The sequence below is a fragment of the Maribacter flavus genome (assembly GCF_008386635.1).
Classification (GTDB): Bacteria; Bacteroidota; Bacteroidia; order Flavobacteriales; family Flavobacteriaceae; genus Maribacter; species Maribacter flavus.
In genome coordinates, this window is the sequence record NZ_VUOE01000001.1 from 1,434,730 (window position 1) to 1,456,898 (window position 22,169).

Below are 22,169 nucleotides of genomic sequence, written 5' to 3' on the forward strand. Positions count from 1 at the left end.
TTCAAGGTTTTGGGGTTATAAGTGTATTTCTGTATGCCTCTAAATTCTTATGTACTTGGATTATTTTATAGTTGTCCGATAAAATTACGAAATTCTCATCAGCCACCCGGTAATCCTTATTGTTTTTTAAAAGTTCCGAATAGCCCAATGCAAAGTCCTTGGATTTGAAACCGTGGACCACCACAAATTGGTCTTCCAGATTGTATATGTCCTTGGATACGATGTTCTTGTATTTTAAATCTACAATGGACTTTTCCAAGAGCTCCATCAATTTCAACGCCTTGTCATTATTGCTCCTCTTGAACGGAAAGACCACTTTCCAGTTCGATGTTCCCGTGGAGCCCGTTTCAGGCGAAAATTCCGTGGGTTCCAGTTTGGGAAGTTGCTCCGCCACCATCTGTTCCGCCTTTTTGCCTTCGGGGCTGTTTGGATAGGTAAGCGCCACATAGTTGAGGGCTTCCTTAAATTCTTCAAATCCCTGCAACCTACCAATGGCATTGGCCTTCAACATTTCGAACTTTGGCACGATGGGGTCTCCAGTAAACCGATTTATATTTTCCTCCGAACCCGTGATAACCTGTAAAAACTGCTGGTCCTGAAATTTCTTGAACAAAAGTTGGTACCTGTTTTCCGGACTGTCACTATCATCGGCAAGCTCTGCCTGTGGGTTCAATAAAATCTCCGCATAACGGGAACCGGCATGGTTTGCAATGATATCCGCCTTCATGGAAGCCATCAACGGACTGTTTTCCGCCTCGTAAATTTTATACAGATTGTATTTGGAGGGAAGGATCAAACGCTCTTCCGGATTGGACGCCAGCACATTTTCAAGCTTTTCTGCAGCCAACAAGTTTTCATTGAACTTTTCCTTATAAATAAGGCCCAACTGATAATTGGCAAAATTTCGTTCCGTTTTAAGGCTATCTATTACGGTTTCCTCCTTAGGAACCCTATCCATATAAAAGTCCAAAGAGAACTTTTCATCCTCTGTAACCGCAGCATCCGGATTGTTATTTGCCGCTATGGCCTCTCCCGTAGCTTCGGATATATTGGAAACCGCTTTGTTGGACCAACGCCAGTCATCGGCCAGTTCCCTATTGCCCCATCGGTTCTTAAAATCGTTCTGTCCGTATCCCAGGCTGGTAATATTGTAAAAGTAGAATTTACCTTGGTTCTCCTTGCCTCCCTTGGATTTGGCGAAGGCCGCAAAACCATCGGTCAACTTGTCCCGTTCCTTTTTCTGTGCCGCTTCCTTGGCCGCCTGCAGATCGGCGATATGCTTTTCAAAATAGGCGATTCGGTCGTCTATGGGCATTTCGTAGATGGTTATGACGCTATCGGTATACTGAACGATATCCTCATACTTGATCACGTCCTCAAGGTTATCCAATTTCTTTTTGATGGTACGGTACTTTTTGGTGTTTTCATCCAAATTCACAAGCACACTATCATAGTAGGCTCCGGCATTTTTGTACTGATTTTCGTCGAAATTGTATTCAGCCAGATTTTCATAATTGAGGGCGTTCAGTTTTGGCTCGTTCTGCGTGGCCCGTAGCGATTTATTGAAATAGGCCAACGCCAGACTATCGGAGCCTTGTTCGAGATGAAATTCGGCTATTTGCCTATAAATTTTGTCCAAGAAGGGCCTGTTTTCCCTGTTCTCCTCCAACTCCGTCAGGTACTCCAGCATTTCCTCCTGATTTTCGGAAGTGATGGCCGTATTCCTTATTTTTTGGATTTCGGCATTGATCATATACACCCTGGGCGATTTTCTATTGAGGTCGATCACCTTATCAAAAGCGTAATTGGCACTGTCCTTATAGCCCAACTGATTGTACAATTGCCCAATGATATAATAATATCGGCCTTTCTCCGGATTCTTTTTGGTGTAATAGGAAGCCACCTTTAATTGTTGAATGGCCGTATCCGGCACGTTTAGGTTGATGTATGCCTGTGCGAGCATGGCCCGCGCATCCGCATATTCCTGATCCTTTAGGGTCTCAAACTTCATCAACCGCTTTAGGTTCTTAATGGCCAGCTCCTCATTTTCGAGCCTGATATTTACCTTTTCCCGCCAAATACTGGCTTCGTTGAGCTTATTGCTTTCCGTGTATTTGTTGAGGATATAATTGAAGGATTCCAATGCCGGGATGTAACGTTCATCAAAATAGCGGGCCTTGCCCAATAACAAAAAAGCCTCATCGGTCTGCGGATTGCGTTCCTCGTCCTTGATATCCATACTATGTTTCTGGATGGCCTTGGTCGCCTTTTCCTCGGCAATGATAAAGTTGGGGTTGTTATCCTCCGAATCCAATTTAACCTCTCCCGATACCTCCAAACGCTCTATGGGCAGTATTTCCCAATAATCGTCCTTGTAGGAATCGTTCAGCGTGGCCCTACCCTCTTCAAAAGCGATATTACCGTTGTACAAGGTATTGTACTTGGTATTAAGAGCATGCCAGTTTCGATTTATGAAGGCATCCTTTTTGGTGGAACAGGCATTGAAGAGTACGGTTCCTAGAATAAGCGATAAAAAAAGTTTGTTTCTGTAGTTCAAAATAGACGGTCTACGTATGTATGCATAACTGAAAAACATCCATATTATTATACGCTTCATCGACAAATGGCCACTTTGTTTTGGAGATTATGGGCCGATATTAATTTCAAGGGCCGATGATTTACCGACTATCCGGTTTGTTTCCTTGAATTTTATACCGATTTTAAGTGGAAAATAGGTCCTTTGCCGATGTTTTTTGGAGCAATATCGATATCTGTTCCAAGGGTAGGAAATGGATTAAAACAAAAAACCGACTGAAGCGTCGGTTTTACTCTTTAAACTTGACAGGTTTAGATTATCCCGCAAAAAACGCCTCCAATTCCCTTAAGGTTTCGGTAGAGGTTTTGATGTCCTTGACCACTTGGCCCTTGTTCAATACCACAATACGTTTGCAGACTTCGGTCACATGGATTAAATCATGGCTAGATACCAAGACCGTAACGTCCTCCTTGGCCGCCAAGTCCTTTATAATACCCTTTAGGCGAATTTGTGTGGTAGGGTCGAGATTGGCAAAAGGTTCATCCAGGATAACCACTTGCGGATTTCCAATAAAAGAAGCTACAATTCCGGCCTTCTTCTGGTTTCCTTTGGACAAATCCCGTAGATATTTCTTTTGCCCTAAAATCTCACCATGAAAAAAATCCTCAAATTGGCCTAAAAGAGCATCCACATCGGCCTTGTTCTGCCCTCGTAAATCCCCAATGAAATAAAAGTATTCCTCCGGTGTCAAGTAACCGATCAAAAATGTCTCATCAATAAAGGAAGAGGTGATAGGCTTCCACTCCTCACTTGTATTTACTTGAATACCATTATTTTCTATATGTCCTGTTGTGGGTTGTATCAAATCCAACAACAAGCTGAAAAAGGTGGTTTTACCCGCACCATTGTTTCCAACCAATCCAAAGCTTTGTCCTGTTGGAATTTCTAGGTTTTCAATATTCAAAACGGTCTGACTGCCGTATTTTTTGGTCAAATTTTGTACTGTTATCATGGTTTTTTTGTTTCAGGTTTCAGGCTTCAAGTTTCATTTTTCACATACAGCGTCTAACGTCTAAAAGACTAGCTATTTTTTTCCTTGAATCCGGCAATCATGCCATATTTCTTTTTTCGGTACTGTCCTGTGACCTTATCCATTAGGGTATTTTTAAGGACCAAACCGATGAGTCCGAGGACGCACAGCACTGTGACACCCGCCGTCACCGAAAAGAGGTAATAGAAAAGACTGAATATAAGTATGGGTACAATAAGCACGGGAACCATAATCAAAAACTGATTGGCGCTCGTCCCTTGCATGTTCCCAAACGGACTCTGATCCAATTCTATCCTTTTTTTGTTGAACGACCCAAAATATAAAATGACGGGTATGTTTACCCCCAGATTGTAGATGGCACAACCAAAATTAATGGCCAAGGCTTCCCATCCAAAGTATATATACGGGATGGTCAACAAAAACATAAATATGACACTCACGGATATCAACAGCGCCTTGGACTCCAAATACTTTCGCAACGGTATATTTTGGGACATCATCATGCTGTAATAACTACTGTCCCAAGCTGGGATAAACTGTCCGAAGTTACTAAGGAAAATACCGGTCATAAAAACGCCCAAAAAGGCTTTCATGGGCATCATGCTGGCATAAATTTCCTGGGTATAGAATATAAGGCCATAAAACACGAACAACAGGGATATCCAAACCTGGGATTTTGTTCGTTTGTTACGCCAAATCATTTTAAGATCCAATTGCAAAAAGGTACCCAAGTCGCCAAAGCGTTTTGTCCAGGCCAAATCACTGGTATTGGCCTGTACCTTTTTAGGTTTTAAAGTAGCGTCCAAGTATATCTTATCATGGAGAAACTTATAGTTGATATAATAAATGAAAACCGCCAAGACCAACGGAACCAAAACTGTTATGGGATACGCATACAACCCATGAAATATAGGGCCAAAAACTTCCTTTATGGAAAATACACCAAAATAATCCAAGGCGTAAGAAATTACAATGATACCTCCAATAACCGTGAGTGCCTTGTCACTTTTATTTATAAGAAGGTTTAGGTAATTGATGCTCAAAACTATCGCCATAATGGCTATCAGCCAAAGGAATACATTGATTCCAGAATATCCTTGAAACAATAGTACAATGCAAAATGGCACAAAGAAGAACAGTGACAACAAATTGTACATGGAGGCCGCAGAACGACCTAAAATATAGTGGGCTATGGAACTTTTCTTCACGGGTGTGGTCAAAAAGGGCTTAATGTCCATCACGGGAAGTTTCTGCATGAAATACCGCAAAAACAGTTCGATCAGTACCCAGTAAATCAAATACTGGCTCAAGGTACACATAGGACTTTGGTCCGGTACGGCTTTTCTGAGTATAAAATACACCCCAGCACCTGACGCTGCAAGCACCAGGAGCATGTAGACTGCGAAAAAGCCCATGAGAATCTTTACGGCAAGGCTTTTACCAAAATTGGCCGACCTAAAAAAGGATTTCCATTGTAGGGAGGCAAATCGTTTAAACATAAGGGTTGGATATTGTTGTCAGGTTCATAAGTAAACCAAAAATGGAAAATGTTACAAAAACTAGGAGATTTTATACTCGGAATAGGTTTCTGCCAATATTTCATCAGCTTTTGATGGAATGACATATCCACAAATTTTGAGCAAAAGCCCCATACTTACAATTAATAAAGACAATGCCAATTGAAAATACAGGTTATCCATAAAGTCGTTGGTCCATGTTAGGTTCAATAGATTCATGGGGATAGTAAATAAATTTACAAGTAGCCCTTGATTATATATTATCTCCTGTAGCATCCATTTACGCCAAGCTCCTTCCATGCGTTTCTTCAATTGAAACGTTCTAAATAGCATTACAAGCGAAAAGCCTATAAATATCCCCGAAACTATGCCTTTTTTTAGCTCACCTGGAGGAAGCATTTTGAGCATCGTAAATATGACCATTACAAAAGTCAAGGTCGCTATTATCCTAGGGAGGGACCACCACTCCTTAAAATGACCCCAGATAATGCCGCGGTACTTTTTGGACATAGCTTTTCTGCGCTCATTTATAACATCCTGAAAACCAAAAACACCAAATTTTTTAAACTCACGGTTTTTGGCCTCCTCAAAAGTAAGTCCGGGGTTCTCTTCCCATTGCTTTTCAATACCGTTGGCTAAATGATCTACCAATTCTAGTTGTAAATCATAGTATTCCACATAATGGGCTCTAGTAAATTTAAATAGCTCTTCAATTTGGTTTTGGGTGAGTTTCATTTAATTACTGATTAGTTTACTATAGGTCTTTACAATTTGCCGTTTCAGAGTCATTACTTCTTGTAGCCCTGCAATATTAAACACCATGGCAAAAAACCAGTACGCATAGAAAACTGTTGGGCTTTCTTTTATTATTGGTGCCATTATTCCCATGAGGTACATAAATATCGAGGGCAAAGCCATGATAGACAGGATATATTTAGCTGATTGAATGTTCTTATAGATTCCTTCAGGCTTATAATAAATATAAAAGTGAATACACTGAGGGACGATTAAGCTAATACAAAATGAAATGGCAATTAAAGATTTTGGCAACAGGGTAGCGTTAAATCCAAAGAAAATCCCAATACAAATAGGAATGAAGAGTTGGTTGGGCTTGTAGAAATATCCAATGATTCTTTTAATTAATGCTCTTTGATGTGCCCAATGTTTCGCTTTTTGCCATTGATTCTCATATCTCTTGACAAAAGAGCGTTTAGTGCGCAAAAAATCTCCCAAACTAGTAGGTTCCTGAATGTTTTCGAATTCTGATGCCAGATGATCTAAAATCTCGAGACGAATATCCATGTACTTAACCCCTAAAAATTTAAGGTAATTGTCAATGTATATGACTTCTTCCTTAGAAATTGCCATTTTCAAATAATTATTGAATACTCCAATCTGGATTCACCAATTGTTGCATACTTCGTATAAAATCCTCCAATTCGGCCAATCTGTTAACCGTTTCCTTTTCCCCTTGTTTTGTAAGTTTATAATATTTACGCAGTCTGTTATCCACCTTGGCAACTTCCACATCCAACAAGCCTTCTGCTTCCAATTTGTGTAAAGCCGGATATAAGGCACCTTCTGTAATGTTCAATTCCCCTTTGGAAAGTTCCTTGACCTTTTGGGTAATTTCATAGCCATACATTTTACCCTCCTCATCCAACAATTTTAAGATTATAGTGTTTAAACTGCCTTTGTATAATTTCGAATTCCCCATTTTTCCTGTACGATTCAATTTTTCATTAACTAATATACATAAATTTCTTATGCATAAGATTTTTAGGTATTCTTTTTTTTATTTCCCATTTCATATACTTCCTTCTTTCCTTAATTTTGCATTCTATTTCTAGATTGGATACTTATGGCAGATTTTTATGCATTGACCGTTAAAAATATTAAGAAATTAACCCCCAATTCCGTGGCGGTCACTTTTGAGATTCCCAAGGATTTGGTCCAGACCTTTTTATTTACGGCCGGGCAATACATCACCATAAAAAAAGAAATTAAGGGAAAGGAACTGCGTAGGGCCTATTCCATCAGTTCTTCCCCCAAGAAAGACCACATTACCATTGGCATCAAAAAAGTAGATAATGGTGGATTCTCCCATTACGCCAATACCAAACTGCAAGTTGGCGACACCTTGGAAGTGATGCCGCCAGAAGGAAGATTTTTATTCAAACCCACGGGGAACTCACAACATGTAGCGGCCTTCGCGGCGGGTAGTGGTATTACCCCTATCATGAGCATTGCAAAAATGGTTTTGGACGGAAACCCAAAAAACAATTTTGTCTTAGTCTATGGAAACAAATCCTATGAGGAGACCATGTTCTACACGGATTTGGTAAAACTCCAATTGGATTATTCCAATCGGTTTTTTGTGTATTTCATCAATAGCCAGACACGGGAAGACAAAGCACTGTTTGGACGCATTGATACCTCTACGGTGAACTACGCCCTAAAAAACAAGCATGCCAATTTGGATTTTGACGGTTATTACCTCTGCGGGCCCCAAGAAATGATCGAGAACGTAAAGGATACCCTGTTGGATAATGACGTCCCAAAGGAGAAAATCCACTTTGAGCTATTCACGGCAACGGATATAAAGGAGGAACTGCCCAGTCTTCCCGATGGGCAAACCTCGTTGACGATTACCTTGGACGATGAGGTGTTTCAACTTACAATGGATAAAAAAACGACCGTGTTGGATGCCGTTCTTAAGGAAAATATCGATGCCCCGTACTCTTGCCAGGGTGGGGTCTGTAGCAGCTGTATCGCACGTATCACGGAAGGAAAAGCGGAAATGGCCGTAAACCAAATCCTAACGGACAGTGAAATCGCCGAGGGCTTAGTGCTTACGTGCCAAGCGCATCCTACCACACCTACACTTAAGGTAGATTATGATGATGTGTAGGAGCTTTAACTAGCTACACAAAGTGAGAAAATAAAAACAGTACTCCCCGTTTAGGTCAATTATCTATTTCAAAAGTATCTAGATTTGCCTTTAGGCAGTAGTTGAGCAGTTTCCAAATCGCAATGAATACCCTATGTATAATGAATTCCTTTCGATGCAAAATACCTAGGTAGCCCAAAATTTGTTTTCTATAATCCAGTTTCTCTTTCAATTTTTTTTTCAATTGAATTCGTAAAACTATGGTTCGAGCTAATTTGCACGTACCCTTGCGTTACCTTTAATCAATTTCTACCTTTAAATATGAGCTGGGAAATCATTACGGTATTTTTGATCATAGGCGCCTTGATCATTCTCTTTGCCCTTGAGGTTTTCCCCATGGATAAAATCTCCTTTTTTATCATTGGGGCCCTTTTGTTAACAGGTTTGGTGAGTCCGGAGGAGGCGGTCAGCGGATTTTCCAACAAAGCGGTAATCACCATTCTTTGTCTTATGATATTGGCCATAGGTCTAGAGGAGAATGGGGTCATTTCTTGGTTTGCCAAAGGACTAAAAGTTTTAAAAAACTGGCCGGCCTTGCTCGTGTTGATAGTCATCATGATATTATCTGGAGGCGTATCGGCCTTTATAAGCTCAACGGCCGTGGTCATCGTTTTCATTAAAATAGTCGCCGAACTAAAGGACAAGTACGGGTTAATGCCGGGCAAATTGCTTTTGCCTATTTCCTTCGCAAGTATTCTTGGTGGAAGCTGTACGCTCATGGGGACTTCCACAAACCTAATCGTCAACAACATCTTTATGCGCTATACGGGCGAAACCTTGGGGTTTTTTGAGTTTTCCAAGATGGGCCTCATTTTTTTAGGCACATCGATCGGCATTATCGTCCTTTTTTATTCCTTTCTACCCGAAGGGGAAAAAGATGGACTTTCCCAAAAATTTAATCTCAACAAATACCTGCTCACCCTAAAAGTGGATACGGATTCACCGCTTATAGGCACTCCATTAAAAGAATCCTTTATGTACAAGGAGCCAGAAATTACGGTGCTTCGGGTATCCAGGAACAATTATGAAATGAACCTTTCCAATCCCAAATTTGAGATTCAGCAAGGGGATGTGATTTTGTTGCATTGCAGTTTGGAGAATCTCCAAAAGATGCGGGGCGAAGGCTATTTTGACCTGGAAGTCGATGAAAACCTAACGAGTAGCTTCTCAAAAGGGACGTCCATAGAAAAGGTCGATGAACAAAAACAAGATCCTGAAGAGAAAGTCTCCAATACCGTCTTGCTGGAATTGCTGCTGCTACCGGGCTCACGATTTTTGGGCAATACTCTTGAATCACTTAAAAAAATGATCTTTCCAAGAGCCATCCCCATCGCCGTGAACAAAAGAAAATCCCTTACGAATCTTAAAAATAAGCTGCATCTTAGTAACAAAACGATTACAAAGCTCAAGGTTGGTGACCGATTATTGATTCAAACCGATGCATCCTACATCCAAAATTTTGAAAACAGCAATAATCTTGCAGTCTTAAATCAGTTTGATGGAGGTATCCCTTCCACGCCCCTTAAACGGAATCTCTCGCTCTTTATATTAATTATTACTATAATCCTGGCTGCAACAGGCGCATTCGAGATCATGACCAGTGTTATAGCCGGCACCATCGCAATGCTTCTATTCAAATGCATTGAATTGAATAAAATTTATGAAAAAATAAATTGGCAGATAATCTTTCTATTGGCAGGTATGATTCCCTTAGGAATTGCAATGACCAACTCCGGGGCGGATGCATGGTTGACCGAAGGCCTCTTGGGGTTAATGGAAGGACAAAGGCCAATGATAATTATAGGAATGTTGTTTTTGACAACCATGTTGTTGAGCGGCGTAGTCTCCAACAATGCCACGGCCATTATCATGGCCCCCATTGCCATTTCCCTGGCCAAGGGACTGGAATTGGATGTAAAACCTTTTATTCTTTGTGTGATGTTTGCAGCTAATTTTAGCTTTTTTACGCCTTTAGGGTATCAAACCAACGCCTTGATCTATAGCATGGGAATTTATAAGTTTAAGCACTTTCTAATTCTGGGAGGGATCATTTCCTTGGTGCTACTTGTCCTGGGTACCTTGCTCTTAAGTGCTATGCTGTAAGTGGATTAAGTACCAAGGGTTTCCAATTGTTTACAAGCACTTTCATATCCTATGGCATAGGCCTTTTCGATTCCTTTACGGTCCAGAATTCCTATATGTTCCAAGGTTTTCGGTTCGATTACCAGGTCGCATTTTTTTATTTTCTCCCGATTGATGGCATAGATCATCAATCCGGTGACCCTACCCGTCAATTGCAAGGAATTGGTGAGATTCTTCTTATTCAGCTCCGCTACGATGGATACATTGCTACCTATGACAAAATCTACCTTATCCCGAACCGGTTCCAAGGGAAAATTGTTCATAATGCCTCCATCTGCATACAAACTTCCATTATAGGACACCGGACTAAAAACGGGTGGCAAGGCCGCCGAAGCCAACAAAGGCTTGATCAGTTCCCCTTGACTAATAAAAAGTTCCTCTCCTTTTTCCAGGTTGGTGGCCACTACGTGCAACTCCTTTTTCAGCCCTTCAAAGGTATTGTGCGGAAAATAGGTCTTAAAAACGGTTTCATACCTATCGGTATCCAATAGGCCCGGTTTACCTATAGAAATAAAGTTATATTTGAACAGCGGAGTTTCCTTAAAGAAACGCAACATGTCCATAATAGGGGTTCCATTGGCATATAGGGCGCCTACTAGGGCCCCTACACTACTTCCCGCTACCAATTGGGCCTCCAGACCAAACTCCTGCATGGCCTTAATGACCCCAATATGGGCCATTCCCCGTACCCCGCCGCCTGAGAGCACCAAACCAATTTTCTTTGTTGAAAGGGATTCCATATACTTTCAAAAAAATGCCGTATAAAGTAATTTACTCCATACGGCATTAAAGTTAACCAAATACCACTAGTTTACGAATCCAATCCAAAGGCATAATAATACTTACTTCCATCTTCATAGACGCCTTCAATCATTACTCCGCCTTTTTTGTTTTCAAGAATACTGGCAACATCTTCAACATTGCGAACACGTTTGCCATCTATATGGGTTATTATAAAACCTTCCCGCATTTGGGTTTCCTTCTTGATTTTTCCTGGATACAGCTTGTTCACCTGTACACCGCCATCCAAGTCGAGTTTCTCGGCCAAATCCTTATCCAAGTTTTCAAAATCGGCTCCAAGGAGGTTCAATATTTCCTTTTTCTCCTTTTTCACGAGCTTGGTTGTTCCGTTGACATTTTCAAGGATTACTTTGAATTCCTTTTCGGTACCATCTCTATTGACAAGTAGATTTACTTCATCTCCTGGTCTTTTACTGGCAATGATTTCCTGCAATCTGGGGGATGTAGTAGTTTCCTCCCCGTTCACTTCAAGAATAATGTCACCTGACTCGATTCCGGCCTTATCCGCGGCGCTATTCTCACCAACCTGCTCAATCCATACCCCTTTAGTGAAGTCCACCTTCTTTTCCTTGGCCAGGTTGCTATCCATAGTCCGTATGGTCACGCCCAACATACCTCGTTGCACCGCTCCATATTTCAAAAGGTCCTCCACTACTTTTGTGACAATATTACTAGGTACTGCAAAACCATATCCGGTATAGGTTCCGGTTCTACTGGCGATTGCCGTATTTATCCCAACAAGATTACCATCTAGATTTACCAAGGCCCCACCACTGTTTCCAGGGTTGATGGCAGCATCGGTCTGGATAAAACTTTCTACGGCAAACTTGTCTTGATTGATATTGATACTTCTTGCCTTGGCACTAACGATACCGGCAGTTACGGTAGAATTAAGACCCATTGGGTTACCAACGGCCAAAACCCATTCACCTACCTCAACATCATCGGAATTTACCAAAGACATGGTGCTTAAATTATCGGCATCGATCTGTAACAAGGCCAAATCTGTAGTTGGATCAGTGCCAATAACCGTTGCCTTATAGGATTCATTATTATAAAGGGTAACCTCAACCTCATCGGCATTATCAATCACATGGTTGTTCGTAATGATATAGCCCTGATCGTTTATGATAACTCCTGACCCAGTACCGATTCTAGGTTGGGAGCGCATCCCTTCCGGACTTTGTCCTTTGAACATATCGCCGAAAAATTCCTTAAAGGGATCTGGAAGTTCCCTGCCTTGATTTCCATAACTAGGAGAGGATTGGGTGGATTTGATGTGCACTACCGCATCCAATACTTTTTTGGAAGTATCCGTAAAATCCAACGGTTTAATGTTTCCTTCCTCGTCCGCGGTATAAAGCACATGCTTTCCTTGTACCGTTTCTACCGTAGTCACACCCTTAATTTCCTCTTTGTCATTTAACTTGTTGATTACTATAACACCTAGGCTCACTGCCAAGGCGATAGCGGCAGAAAAGAGGTATACTTTTAAACTGCCTTTGTTTGATTTGTTTGTATCCATATTATTTCTGATTATAATTATATTATTTTTTAGTACGTTCCTATTTGTTCAATTCCTGTGCCATTTAAAACCCTGTGATTGCTAAAAATTTTTTAAAATTTGAATGCCTTTTAAGTTCTTTTTTAGACTGTTTAGTCTGATTTTAGGAAAAAGCATCAAAAAAATTGAAAGGAACGTACTTTTCGTCGACTCTTTATTAAAGTTTAAAGGCTGCCATCTAATCCAAATTGAGTTGTAAATTGGTTATTACCGACTAAAGGGTCGGTATCTGACATTTTGACTTGATTTAATTTGCAGTAAAATGTTAGACAAAACAAAACCCTTGGATTTTTTTGTCGTATGTTTAAAAAAGAATGATAACCGAATCCTTAATGCGCAGTACCGCCGTTCTTATTTTTGCCAACTCTTCCCAGGAAGAAATGCAATACAAACCCCTTCAAAGGGGCGAGGTACTGTTCGACTCCTTGACCAATACGGTTATCCAGAAGGTCAAGCAATCAAAATTGACCTACTTCCATATATCGGAAAAACATCAAAAGGGCTTTTCATTTGGGGAACGATTTTCCACCGCGGTTCAAAATATCTTTGACAAAGGGTTTGACAAGGTAATTACGGTAGGAAACGATACTCCCCATCTACAAACGGCACACATTACGACCGCGGCCAAGGCCTTGGCCGATGGCAAGACCGTAATTGGTCCTTCCTTGGACGGCGGTTTCTATCTAATGGGTATCCATAAGGCGGATTTTAACAAGGAGAAGTTCCAGAATTTGCCCTGGCAAAAATGCAACCTACTAAAGTCGCTTTTGGACACCCTACAGGAAAGCTATTGTCCCATACTTCAATTACCGACCTTTAGGGACATCGATACCGCTAAGGATGTTCTTTCCTTGGTCAACTACATCAGGTCCATCTCCGTTTCGATACAAAAACTTTTTGCCCTTTGTCTTTCGGTCAAACAACAATTTTTACTTCTAGCGGAAAATTGTTATGTCTCGGTCTTACTCCAAAACCCATATAACAAGGGGTCCCCAGTGTTAGTGCATATCCAATAATATGTACACGAAAGGTCTAAAACCTTTGTGAAAAGTTAAACTAACACCACCAAAAAAACATGAAGTATGTATTGTGGGTCGCGCTATTTTTCATGACCACCATAAATTTTGCCCAGGAGAGCGTATCGGGCACTGTATCTGATGTGTCAGGAGTACCCATTCCTTATGTGAATGTCCTGATATCTGGTACCAACAAAGGAACTACGACAAATGAAAAAGGTTTCTACGAACTTTCCAAATTGAACGAAAATGCCATCCTGGAATTTTCAGCTATTGGATATGAAACGCAAATAGTTCCCATAGATGGTGCCTTGGTCATTGATATTGCCTTATTGGAATCCTCCGAACAATTGGACGAAGTGGTCCTAACGGCACTTGGATTAAAAAGAGAGACCAAGGAATTGGGTTATGTGGTCCAAAGTTTGGACGCTCAGGGCGTTACCGAAGTTAAATCGGTCAATTTTTTGGATAACCTTACAGGTAAATTGGCAGGAGTTACCATTAGCCAAGGACCTACAGGAGTAGGTTCCACCTCAAAAATTACCATACGGGGAGAAGCTTCCTTCTCCAATAACAACCCACTTTTCATCGTAGACGGAGTACCCATTAACAATAACTCGGTTTTTAACTTTACCAACGAAGCGGCTGCGGGCTTTCAGGAAATCGATTTTGGAAATGGTGCCATGGAAGTCAATCCAGACGATATTGCAGAAGTATCCGTGCTGAAGGGTCCGAGTGCAGCTGCATTATATGGCACCCGGGCTTCCAATGGGGTCATTGTCATAGAAACCAAAAGAGGTAGAATCAGTACAGGTCTTGGTATTAGCTATAATACCAGCTTTTTCGTGGATACAGCCTTTCAATTGCCCGATTTTCAAAATGAGTATGGACAGGGCAATGCGGGGCAATTTGCCTTTGTAGATGGACTTGGAGGTGGCACCAATGATTTAATATCCTATAGTTGGGGGCCTCGTTTGGACGTAGGCAACCTTATTCCCCAATTTGATAGCCCAGTTACTTTGCCTGATGGAACCGTGGTGCGAGGTGGCGACACTGCACTTTATAGTGGTCTGCCTATTACGCCTACCCCATTTGTTTCACATCCAGATAACCTTAAGGATTTTTACAGAACGGGAACTACCTTTATCAATAACATAGCGGTTGGTTCAACCTTTCAAAAAGGTAGCTACCGACTTTCCTTTACCGATTTACGTAGTGAATCGATTATTCCTGGGGTAAACTTGGATAGGCAGACAATAAATACGCGTTTGACATTTAGACCTACGGATAAAATAAGGGTTAACTCGACCATCAATTATGTGAATTCTAAAAGTGATAACCGACCATCAAATGGTTACGGTTCCGAAAACGTAAATTATTCCTTGGTAGGTTGGGGGCCAAGATCCCTGAACATGGATAGCTTACGAAATTATTGGCAACCCGGATTAGAAGACATTCAGCAATACTCTTTCAACTATACCTATTTTGATAATCCATTTTTTACCATGTTCGAAAATAGAAACTCTTTCAATAGAGACCGAGTGTTCGGGAATATTTCGGCAAGTTATGATATCACGGAGCATTTGACCGCTTCAATTCGTTCGGGCATGGATTATTCAAGCGAACTAAGACAGTTACGACGTGCCTTTAGCTCTAACCGATTTCAAAATGGTGGGTATGCAGAACACGATGTGTTGTTTAGGGAGATAAACACTGATTTTCTTTTAAATTATACCAATCGTTTTAAAGATGTAATCCTTGATGTTAGTGTAGGTGGAAACCGGTTGGACCAAAAGGCCTTTACTTCTCAATCACAGACCACTAGTTTGGCGCAACCGGGAATTTTTAGGCTATCTAACGCGGCCTCCCCAGTAGAAGTCTTTGAGTTTGAATCGAACAAGCGAATTAACAGTTTTTATGGCTTGATGAAGTTGGGGTATAGGGATTTCCTCTTTTTTGACTTCACCGGAAGAAACGACTGGTCCAGTGCCTTGGCCACTCCATTTTCGGTAGACAACACCTCGTTTTTCTATCCTTCCGTATCTTCCAGTTTTATTATTTCTGAAGTAGTGCAACTGCCCAATTTAGTATCCTTTGCAAAATTGAGGGCCAGTTGGGCCCAAGTAGGTAATGACACAAACCCCTATCAAACGACTGGGGCCTTCGTTGCCCAGACGCCTTTCAATGGTCAACCTACCTTTAGCGATCAAAATACAATTGCCAATCCCAATCTACAACCGGAACGTACCTCTTCTTGGGAGGTTGGTGCCGATATTCGATTTTTTGGTGATCGGCTAAGTATGGATATATCTTACTACAATGCCTTAACCGAAGACCAAATTCTTTCCTTGCCTATTGGCATATCCTCTGGATATACACAACAGGTTGTAAATGCGGGAAGTGTTCGGTCCACTGGGGTGGAAATTATCGGGGGTATTTCACCCGTCCTATCCAATAATTTCAAGTGGAACAGCAGTTTGAATTTCAGCACCAACCGCGCCATTGTAGAGGACTTGCCCCAAGATGAAGGGCGTTTGACATTGGCCTACTCAAGAATCTATGACAGTCAAAACCAAACGGTATTTTTACAGGTTGAAGAAGGGGGACGCATTGGGGACCTTTATGGTACCGGTTATTTAAAAAATGAAAACGGAGATTTTATTCTTACGGATGAAGGACGTTACATCCCTGATAATGAACTTCAAAAACTGGGAAACTATAATCCGGATTTCATGCTAGGGTTTAATAACCAGTTCCAATACAAAAATTGGAACCTTGGCTTTCTATTCGACTGGCGCCAGGGTGGTATTATCGTATCGAGAACCAGGGCCCTGGGAAATGTGGGAGGTCAATTGGCAGAGACCGCCTTTCGGCCAGAGGAAGGAATCGTGCCCCTGGGGGTCGTAAATATTGGAACGTCTGAAAACCCTGTCTATGAACCCAATACGGTAGCGGTTTCGGCGGAGAGTTACTATCGCCAATTTTACGACCGAAACCACGAGGAAAACAATACCTATGATGCCTCTTTTCTAAAACTAAGGCAGTTTTCCTTAGGCTATACATTTACCGATCTTTCCCTTTTTAACCAAAACGCGACCTTAAACCTTTCCTTAATTGGCCGTAACCTTTTTGCCCTAACGGAGAATCCGCACTTCGACCCAGAGCAATTGGCCGTACAGGGACAGGGATTTATCAGCGGTGTAGAGGATATGTCCTATGCCACTTCAAGAAGTATTGGAATAAAAGCAGGATTCAATTTTTAAAAAAATGAAAATTATATTTAACATACTAGTAAACACTGTACTTAGCCTTCATGTCATACTTTTCGACGTTTTGACAAAAAATAAGGCTATTCTCCTTCCTGTTAATTCAAGCAAAGTTGACAAAAAAAGGAACAGTCGGGGTTTTTTCTTGAACTTGATAGTTGTATTTGTACTTGTGCTTTTGGGAACCACCTCCTGTACCCAAGATTTTGAGGATATCAACACCAATCCCAATGCTCCGGTAAGCGTACAACCAAGTCTTTTGCTAAGACAGGTTATTTATGATTACGGGGAGCAAATGTCCTACGAAGGCTTTACGGCGGGCAATCTTTTAGGGCAATATACCACGGCCTTGGATTTTAACCTTTTTGATAGGCATAACTTAAAATCGCCCCAACTAGGGGGTAATCCCTGGCCTATATTCTATCAAAATCTAAGGGATAATGAACTGATTTTAAACCACTCCCTTGAAAATCCTTCCTTTAGGGTTTACGAAGGGCCGGCACGTATCATGAAGGCCTACATGGCCGCTGCCTTGACAGATCTTTTTGGGGATGTTCCTTATTCTGAAGCTTTTAAGGGAAATCAAGGTACCGTCACGCCCGTCTACGATGCACAGCAGGATATTTATATGGCGGAAAATGGAATTTTCGATAATCTAACCAAGGGAATAGCGGCTATCCAGGCGTATGATGGAAATATCGCTCTGGAGGGTGATATCCTGTTCAGCGGAGACTTGGATAGCTGGGTGCGTTTTGCCAATTCACTAAAGATTAAATACCTCATGCGCGTCTCCTCAAAAATGGATGTTTCAAACGAATTAGAAACCCTGTTTTCCGAAGGAAATTTCATCAGCGAAAATAGCCTAAATGCCATTTTTAGTTTTACCGATGGGGAACCCAACAATTTTAGGTTGGCAAGGTTGCGAATTGGCGACTTCAACAATTTTGTCATGTCCGAAACCATGGAGGAAATCCTTATCGATTTGGAAGATGCTCGTATATCAAGGCTGTTCAGACCCTTTGCCAGTAGTGAAAAGGGTAATGAATATAATGGTCTATTGAACGGTATCGATGCGTCCTCCACTACGGTTACCTTGGCCGATTACTCTTTGGCGGGTACCATATTCCGGGAAAATACAGGCTTATTGGATGCCAATTTTATGACCAGTATGGAAACGTATTTCCTTTTGGCGGAAGCGGCACAAAAGGGTTTAATTTCTGCCGATGCCCAGAACCTGTATGAAATTGGTGTGTCCCAAGCATTCGACTATTGGCAGGTGGAGTTGCCAAGCGATTATCTTTCAGGAACCGGGGCAATGGAAAATGGCGACCCCTTGGAGAATATCATCACCCAAAAATGGATTGCCAATATGGTCAACGGCTATGAGGGTTGGATCGAATATAGAAGAACCGGTTTTCCCCAACTCAAAACGATATCGGCCAGTTTAAACGATGACCTAATTCCCGTAAGAATGCCCTACCCGGCGGAGGAAGAAGCGTTGAACAACCAAAATTATACCACGGCCGCCAACAACACGGATGGCAATAGTATCAATGTAAATGTGTGGTGGGACCATGAATAATCTAAAATGAGCGACCTAGTATTTTGGCAGTGGGGATTGATTCTAGTATCTAGTTTGGTACTGTTTCTTCTTTCCCCATACGCAAAAGATACCAATCAGTTTTTTAATGCGGTTCAAAAAAGGGGCACGCCCAATACCATGGTCCTTATGGGCAGTTTGATCATCTCATGGATTTTTGCCAAAAGCATAACCAATGCCGCTAACCTAGGTTTGGAATTTGGTATCGTTGGTGGGATTGCCTATGCGGGTTACTATGTGTCCTTTGCCGTTGCAGGTTTCGTAATATACCAAATGAGGGTAAAAGCAAATTATACCAGTATCCATCATTTCTTGACCTCCAAATTTGGAAAAAGAGCGGTGTCCCTGTTTTCTATGTTGATCGCTATTCGATTGTTCAATGAAGTTTGGAGCAATACCATGGTCGTTGGGTCCTATTTTGGGGAAGCTGGGTCGAGTCCGTATTACTGGAGTATCCTGATTTTTACCTTGCTAACATTGGCTTATGTAATCAAGGGTGGCATGAGCAGTTCCATTTTTACCGATGTCGTACAAATGGCCTTGTTCACCCTATTACTAGGGATAATACTTCTTACCGTATACGGACCTAAGACCGATTTTACGGTAAAGGACACGGTCAGTTCAGGTATATGGTCCTTTGAAACGGGACTAAACCTATTGTTCGCCGCTATAATTCAATCCTTTAGTTATCCCTTTCACGATCCCGTGCTCACGGACAGGGGGTTTATAAGCAGCCCTAAAACTACCTTGAAAAGCTTTTTAGGGGCCAGTGTAACCGGTGCTATATGCATTGTGCTGTTTAGCGTTATTGGTGTTTATGCCCAGTCCCAAGGAATTGTAGGGCAAGCTGCCGTTGAGGTTGGAAAGGCCTTTGGTATTGTAACACTATTAATCATCAATTTCATTATGATTACCTCAGCAGCCTCCACCTTGGATTCTACCTTTTCTTCCTTCTCAAAACTGATTGCCGTAGACCTAAAACTCGGAAAAACGCTTAGTATTGGAAGGTGGTCAATGGTTTTTATCGCCTTTTTGGGTACGATACCCGTTTTTTTGGATGCCAAAATTTTATCGGCTACCACCATAAGCGGCACCATGGTCATAGGATTGACGCCCGTATTTATCTTTTGGAAAGGAAAGGCCCCTAAAATTAGTTTTCACCTGAGCGTTATCTGCGGATTGCTTTTTGGTTTATTGCTTGTTTTTCAACGCTTCCCCCAGCAATTAATTTTAACGGAAGGGAAATATGCCGATTTGCTTTGGATCAACGTCTGGGGCATTCTTTGTTGCACACTTTTATATTTTATACCCTCATGGATCAAAAAATAAGGGACATAGGAACCAAAGAAGGCAAACTACTGCTGTTTGGCGGCGTTTATAGCAACCTACAAGCCTTGGAAAAATTGATTTCAATAGCCAAAAAAGAAGGTATACCCCCACAGAACTGTATATGTACGGGTGACATTACGGGATACTGTGCCCAACCCGAAGAAACGGTACAAGCCTTCAAAAATTGGGAGGCTTTGAGTATTGCCGGTAATGTAGAACTACAGCTGGCCAACGACAGTGAGGACTGCGGTTGCGATTTTAAGGCAGGTGGACGCTGTGACAGTTTTTCCAAAATGTGGTTTCCATATACAAAAATGAAGTTGTCCGAAGAATCCCTGAAATGGATCGGCAAGATACCCGAAAATATTAGCTTTGAATATGCGGGTAAAAAAGTAACGGTAGTCCACGGCAATTATGGCGATGTTTCAGAATTCATATTTAAATCCAACGCACAGGAAAGTAAGGAAAGGTGTTTTGAAGCCACCAACAGTCAAGTGATAATTGCAGGACATTGTGGGCTTCCTTTTCATCAAAGCATAAAAGGAAAATTATGGATTAATCCCGGGGTTATAGGGATGCCCGCGAATGATGGCACCCCAAGGGTTTGGTATGTTCTTATGGAGGATATTGATGGTACTATGTCTTTCTCCCATGAATCCTTTGAATATGATTTCCAGACCGCTCAACGGCTTATGTATCAAAACCATTTGCCAGAGGAATATGCGGACACCTTAGCATCCGGAATATGGGATAATATGGAAATTCTTCCGGAAATAGAGAAAATGGGACAAGGAATTCCCATTTCATTTACTATCGATTTAAATAAACAAAACATTCAATCCAAAACACAGCATAAAATGGCAGACTCGTATTATGACCCAAAAGATTTAAGAAAGTTTGGTAAAATAACCGAATGGAGCGAAGAACTGGGAACCAAGTTCTTTGATTACTATGGAAAGGTATTTGAAGAAGGGGCCTTGAGCGCAAGGGAAAAATCCCTGATTGCACTGGCCGTTTCCCATGTCGTAAAATGTCCCTATTGTATAGATGCCTATACCAAGGACGGATTACAAAAAGGGATAACCAAGGAGGAAATGATGGAAGCCGTACATGTTGGAGCAGCTATAGAAAGTGGTGCTACCTTGGTGCATGGAGTGCAAATGATGAACAAATACAACAAGTTGTCGATGTAATCCCCTGTCCACCAAAGGGGGAAGTATTGATACAAAACCTACTAAAAAATACTTATTTGGGATTGAGCATTATTATGTGGACAATCCTGAATACTTGATACTAAATACTAATTTCTAAAGAAATGGCTACAAAATCATTAAAAGCTACAGGAAACGAACTGGCGCAGAACAATCGCCAACTGGAAATCCTTAACGGAGGTATTTTTGCCGATGGGGAACTCCCCTATTTTAAGGATAAAATCGATCAAATTGGTCAGTTTCCTCTACGCCCCAAGAAATTGGAAATACTGCAGATCAATGTTGGATATATGTGTAACCAGGTCTGTGAGCACTGCCATGTGGATGCAGGTCCGGACCGCAAGGAAATCATGACACGCGAGACCATGCAACAATGTTTGGAAGTGATTAAAAATACGGGGGCACATACGTTGGATTTAACAGGTGGCGCGCCTGAAATGAATCCTGATTTCAGGTGGTTTGTAGAGGAGGCCGCAAAAGCAGGAATCAAGGATTTTATTGTACGTTCCAATTTGACGATTATTAGGGCCAACAAAAAATATCATGACCTGCCCGATTTCTTTAAAAAGCACAATGTACACGTCATTTCCTCCATGCCGCACTGGACCCGCGGAAAAACGGATAAACAACGCGGGGACGGTGTTTTTGATAAATCGATAAAAGCGCTTCAGGAGTTGAACGAACGAGGCTATGGGATGCCAGATAGTGACTTGCGCTTGGACTTGGTCTATAATCCATCCGGAGCCTACCTGCCAGGAGACCAGGCCGCCATGGAGAAGGACTTTAAAAAAGCGCTGAAAGAGGACTTTGGTATTCAGTTCCATAATCTATTTGCTATCACCAATCTTCCTATCGCCCGATTTTTGGATTATTTGATTGCTTCGGAAAACTATGAGGATTATATGTACGCCCTTGTAGAGGCTTACAATCCCGTTGCGGTGACCAATGTTATGTGTAGGAACACCATATCCGTAAGTTGGGACGGTTGGTTGTATGACTGCGATTTTAACCAAATGTTGGATTTAAAGGTAGCCAGTAAAATCAAACACATTAAGGATTATAATGAAGATATTCTTAACGATAGAAACATCATCATTTCCCAACACTGTTATGGCTGTACGGCCGGTGCCGGTAGTAGCTGTCAGGGAACTGTGGCTTAAGCCTCCCCTAACCCCTCCAAAGGAGG

General features: G+C 41.6%; 16 protein-coding genes and 1 pseudogene. 9 read left to right on the forward strand and 8 right to left on the reverse strand.

The genetic code is table 11. From position 1 onward, the window contains the following. Window position 1: 1 nt before the first annotated feature. The 6 genes from porW to F0361_RS06345 all read right to left on the reverse strand — a co-directional run bounded on the left by porW (window position 2) and on the right by F0361_RS06345 (window position 6,821). Complete coding sequence (gene porW / locus F0361_RS06320) at window positions 2-2,557, reverse strand: type IX secretion system periplasmic lipoprotein PorW/SprE (protein ID WP_154918510.1); 2,556 nt, start codon at window positions 2,555-2,557, stop codon at window positions 2-4. 295 nt (window positions 2,558-2,852) lie between these two features. Next, entirely contained in the window at window positions 2,853-3,548 is a 696-nt protein-coding gene (locus tag F0361_RS06325) for an ABC transporter ATP-binding protein (RefSeq protein WP_154917685.1), read from the reverse strand. A gap of 68 nt (window positions 3,549-3,616) precedes the next feature. Continuing rightward, window positions 3,617-5,086 (reverse strand): DUF5687 family protein, encoded by a 1,470-nt coding sequence (locus F0361_RS06330; RefSeq protein ID WP_154917686.1) that lies wholly within the window; start codon window positions 5,084-5,086, stop codon window positions 3,617-3,619. Window positions 5,087-5,146: 60 nt separating this feature from the next. Further along, entirely contained in the window at window positions 5,147-5,839 is a 693-nt protein-coding gene (locus tag F0361_RS06335) for a hypothetical protein (RefSeq protein WP_154917687.1), read from the reverse strand. Beyond that, complete coding sequence (locus F0361_RS06340; RefSeq protein ID WP_154917688.1) at window positions 5,840-6,472, reverse strand: hypothetical protein; 633 nt, start codon at window positions 6,470-6,472, stop codon at window positions 5,840-5,842. Window positions 6,473-6,482: 10 nt separating this feature from the next. Then, window positions 6,483-6,821 (reverse strand): PadR family transcriptional regulator, encoded by a 339-nt coding sequence (locus tag F0361_RS06345; protein ID WP_154917689.1) that lies wholly within the window; start codon window positions 6,819-6,821, stop codon window positions 6,483-6,485. A 144-nt stretch (window positions 6,822-6,965) separates the two neighbouring features. Between F0361_RS06345 and F0361_RS06350 the strand changes: the two genes are divergently transcribed. Continuing rightward, the gene (locus F0361_RS06350; protein ID WP_154917690.1) at window positions 6,966-8,015 is read left to right on the forward strand and encodes a ferredoxin--NADP reductase; all 1,050 of its coding nucleotides are present in this window, start codon (window positions 6,966-6,968) and stop codon (window positions 8,013-8,015) included. Window positions 8,016-8,315: 300 nt separating this feature from the next. Further along, complete coding sequence (locus tag F0361_RS06355; protein ID WP_154917691.1) at window positions 8,316-10,157, forward strand: SLC13 family permease; 1,842 nt, start codon at window positions 8,316-8,318, stop codon at window positions 10,155-10,157. A 5-nt stretch (window positions 10,158-10,162) separates the two neighbouring features. Here F0361_RS06355 and F0361_RS06360 read toward each other — a convergent pair whose 3' ends face one another. Beyond that, entirely contained in the window at window positions 10,163-10,936 is a 774-nt protein-coding gene (locus tag F0361_RS06360) for a patatin-like phospholipase family protein (RefSeq protein ID WP_154917692.1), read from the reverse strand. 71 nt (window positions 10,937-11,007) lie between these two features. Beyond that, window positions 11,008-12,522: a Do family serine endopeptidase gene (locus F0361_RS06365; protein ID WP_154917693.1), complete on the reverse strand. Its 1,515-nt coding sequence runs from the start codon at window positions 12,520-12,522 to the stop codon at window positions 11,008-11,010. Between the two features lie 353 nt (window positions 12,523-12,875). Here F0361_RS06365 and F0361_RS06370 point away from each other — a divergent pair, with 353 nt between their 5' ends. The 7 genes and pseudogenes from F0361_RS06370 (at window position 12,876) to arsS (ending at window position 22,143) form a co-directional block, all read left to right on the forward strand. Next, window positions 12,876-13,577, forward strand: coding sequence for a TIGR04282 family arsenosugar biosynthesis glycosyltransferase (locus F0361_RS06370; RefSeq protein ID WP_154917694.1), 702 nt, complete (start codon window positions 12,876-12,878; stop codon window positions 13,575-13,577). Between the two features lie 59 nt (window positions 13,578-13,636). Beyond that, the gene (locus F0361_RS06375; RefSeq protein ID WP_154917695.1) at window positions 13,637-16,840 is read left to right on the forward strand and encodes a SusC/RagA family TonB-linked outer membrane protein; all 3,204 of its coding nucleotides are present in this window, start codon (window positions 13,637-13,639) and stop codon (window positions 16,838-16,840) included. Between the two features lie 148 nt (window positions 16,841-16,988). Next, window positions 16,989-18,425 (forward strand): SusD/RagB family nutrient-binding outer membrane lipoprotein, encoded by a 1,437-nt coding sequence (locus F0361_RS06380; RefSeq protein WP_246160817.1) that lies wholly within the window; start codon window positions 16,989-16,991, stop codon window positions 18,423-18,425. 6 nt (window positions 18,426-18,431) lie between these two features. Then, the gene (locus F0361_RS06385) at window positions 18,432-19,772 is read left to right on the forward strand and encodes a sodium:solute symporter family transporter (protein WP_154917697.1); all 1,341 of its coding nucleotides are present in this window, start codon (window positions 18,432-18,434) and stop codon (window positions 19,770-19,772) included. After that, a pseudogene (locus F0361_RS06390) lies at window positions 19,757-20,365 on the forward strand (metallophosphoesterase family protein); the annotation flags it as partial. The gene F0361_RS06385 and the pseudogene F0361_RS06390, both read left to right, overlap by 16 nt. 264 nt (window positions 20,366-20,629) lie before the next feature. After that, window positions 20,630-20,965: an arsenosugar biosynthesis-associated peroxidase-like protein gene (locus F0361_RS06395; protein ID WP_094999161.1), complete on the forward strand. Its 336-nt coding sequence runs from the start codon at window positions 20,630-20,632 to the stop codon at window positions 20,963-20,965. 122 nt (window positions 20,966-21,087) lie between these two features. Beyond that, entirely contained in the window at window positions 21,088-22,143 is a 1,056-nt protein-coding gene (arsS, locus tag F0361_RS06400) for an arsenosugar biosynthesis radical SAM (seleno)protein ArsS (protein WP_154917698.1), read from the forward strand. Window positions 22,144-22,169 lie beyond the last annotated feature (26 nt).

Coding starts and splice junctions, on each gene's coding strand:
- arsS (WP_154917698.1), top strand. CDS start 21,088: ATGGCTACAAAATCATTAAAAGCTACAGGAAACGAACTGGCGCAGAAC.
- F0361_RS06385 (WP_154917697.1), top strand. CDS start 18,432: ATGAGCGACCTAGTATTTTGGCAGTGGGGATTGATTCTAGTATCTAGT.
- F0361_RS06355 (WP_154917691.1), top strand. CDS start 8,316: ATGAGCTGGGAAATCATTACGGTATTTTTGATCATAGGCGCCTTGATC.
- F0361_RS06365 (WP_154917693.1), bottom strand. CDS start 12,522: ATGGATACAAACAAATCAAACAAAGGCAGTTTAAAAGTATACCTCTTT.
- F0361_RS06350 (WP_154917690.1), top strand. CDS start 6,966: ATGGCAGATTTTTATGCATTGACCGTTAAAAATATTAAGAAATTAACC.
- F0361_RS06330 (WP_154917686.1), bottom strand. CDS start 5,086: ATGTTTAAACGATTTGCCTCCCTACAATGGAAATCCTTTTTTAGGTCG.
- F0361_RS06395 (WP_094999161.1), top strand. CDS start 20,630: ATGGCAGACTCGTATTATGACCCAAAAGATTTAAGAAAGTTTGGTAAA.
- F0361_RS06335 (WP_154917687.1), bottom strand. CDS start 5,839: ATGAAACTCACCCAAAACCAAATTGAAGAGCTATTTAAATTTACTAGA.
- F0361_RS06375 (WP_154917695.1), top strand. CDS start 13,637: ATGAAGTATGTATTGTGGGTCGCGCTATTTTTCATGACCACCATAAAT.
- F0361_RS06325 (WP_154917685.1), bottom strand. CDS start 3,548: ATGATAACAGTACAAAATTTGACCAAAAAATACGGCAGTCAGACCGTT.
- F0361_RS06370 (WP_154917694.1), top strand. CDS start 12,876: ATGATAACCGAATCCTTAATGCGCAGTACCGCCGTTCTTATTTTTGCC.
- F0361_RS06360 (WP_154917692.1), bottom strand. CDS start 10,936: ATGGAATCCCTTTCAACAAAGAAAATTGGTTTGGTGCTCTCAGGCGGC.
- F0361_RS06345 (WP_154917689.1), bottom strand. CDS start 6,821: ATGGGGAATTCGAAATTATACAAAGGCAGTTTAAACACTATAATCTTA.
- F0361_RS06340 (WP_154917688.1), bottom strand. CDS start 6,472: ATGGCAATTTCTAAGGAAGAAGTCATATACATTGACAATTACCTTAAA.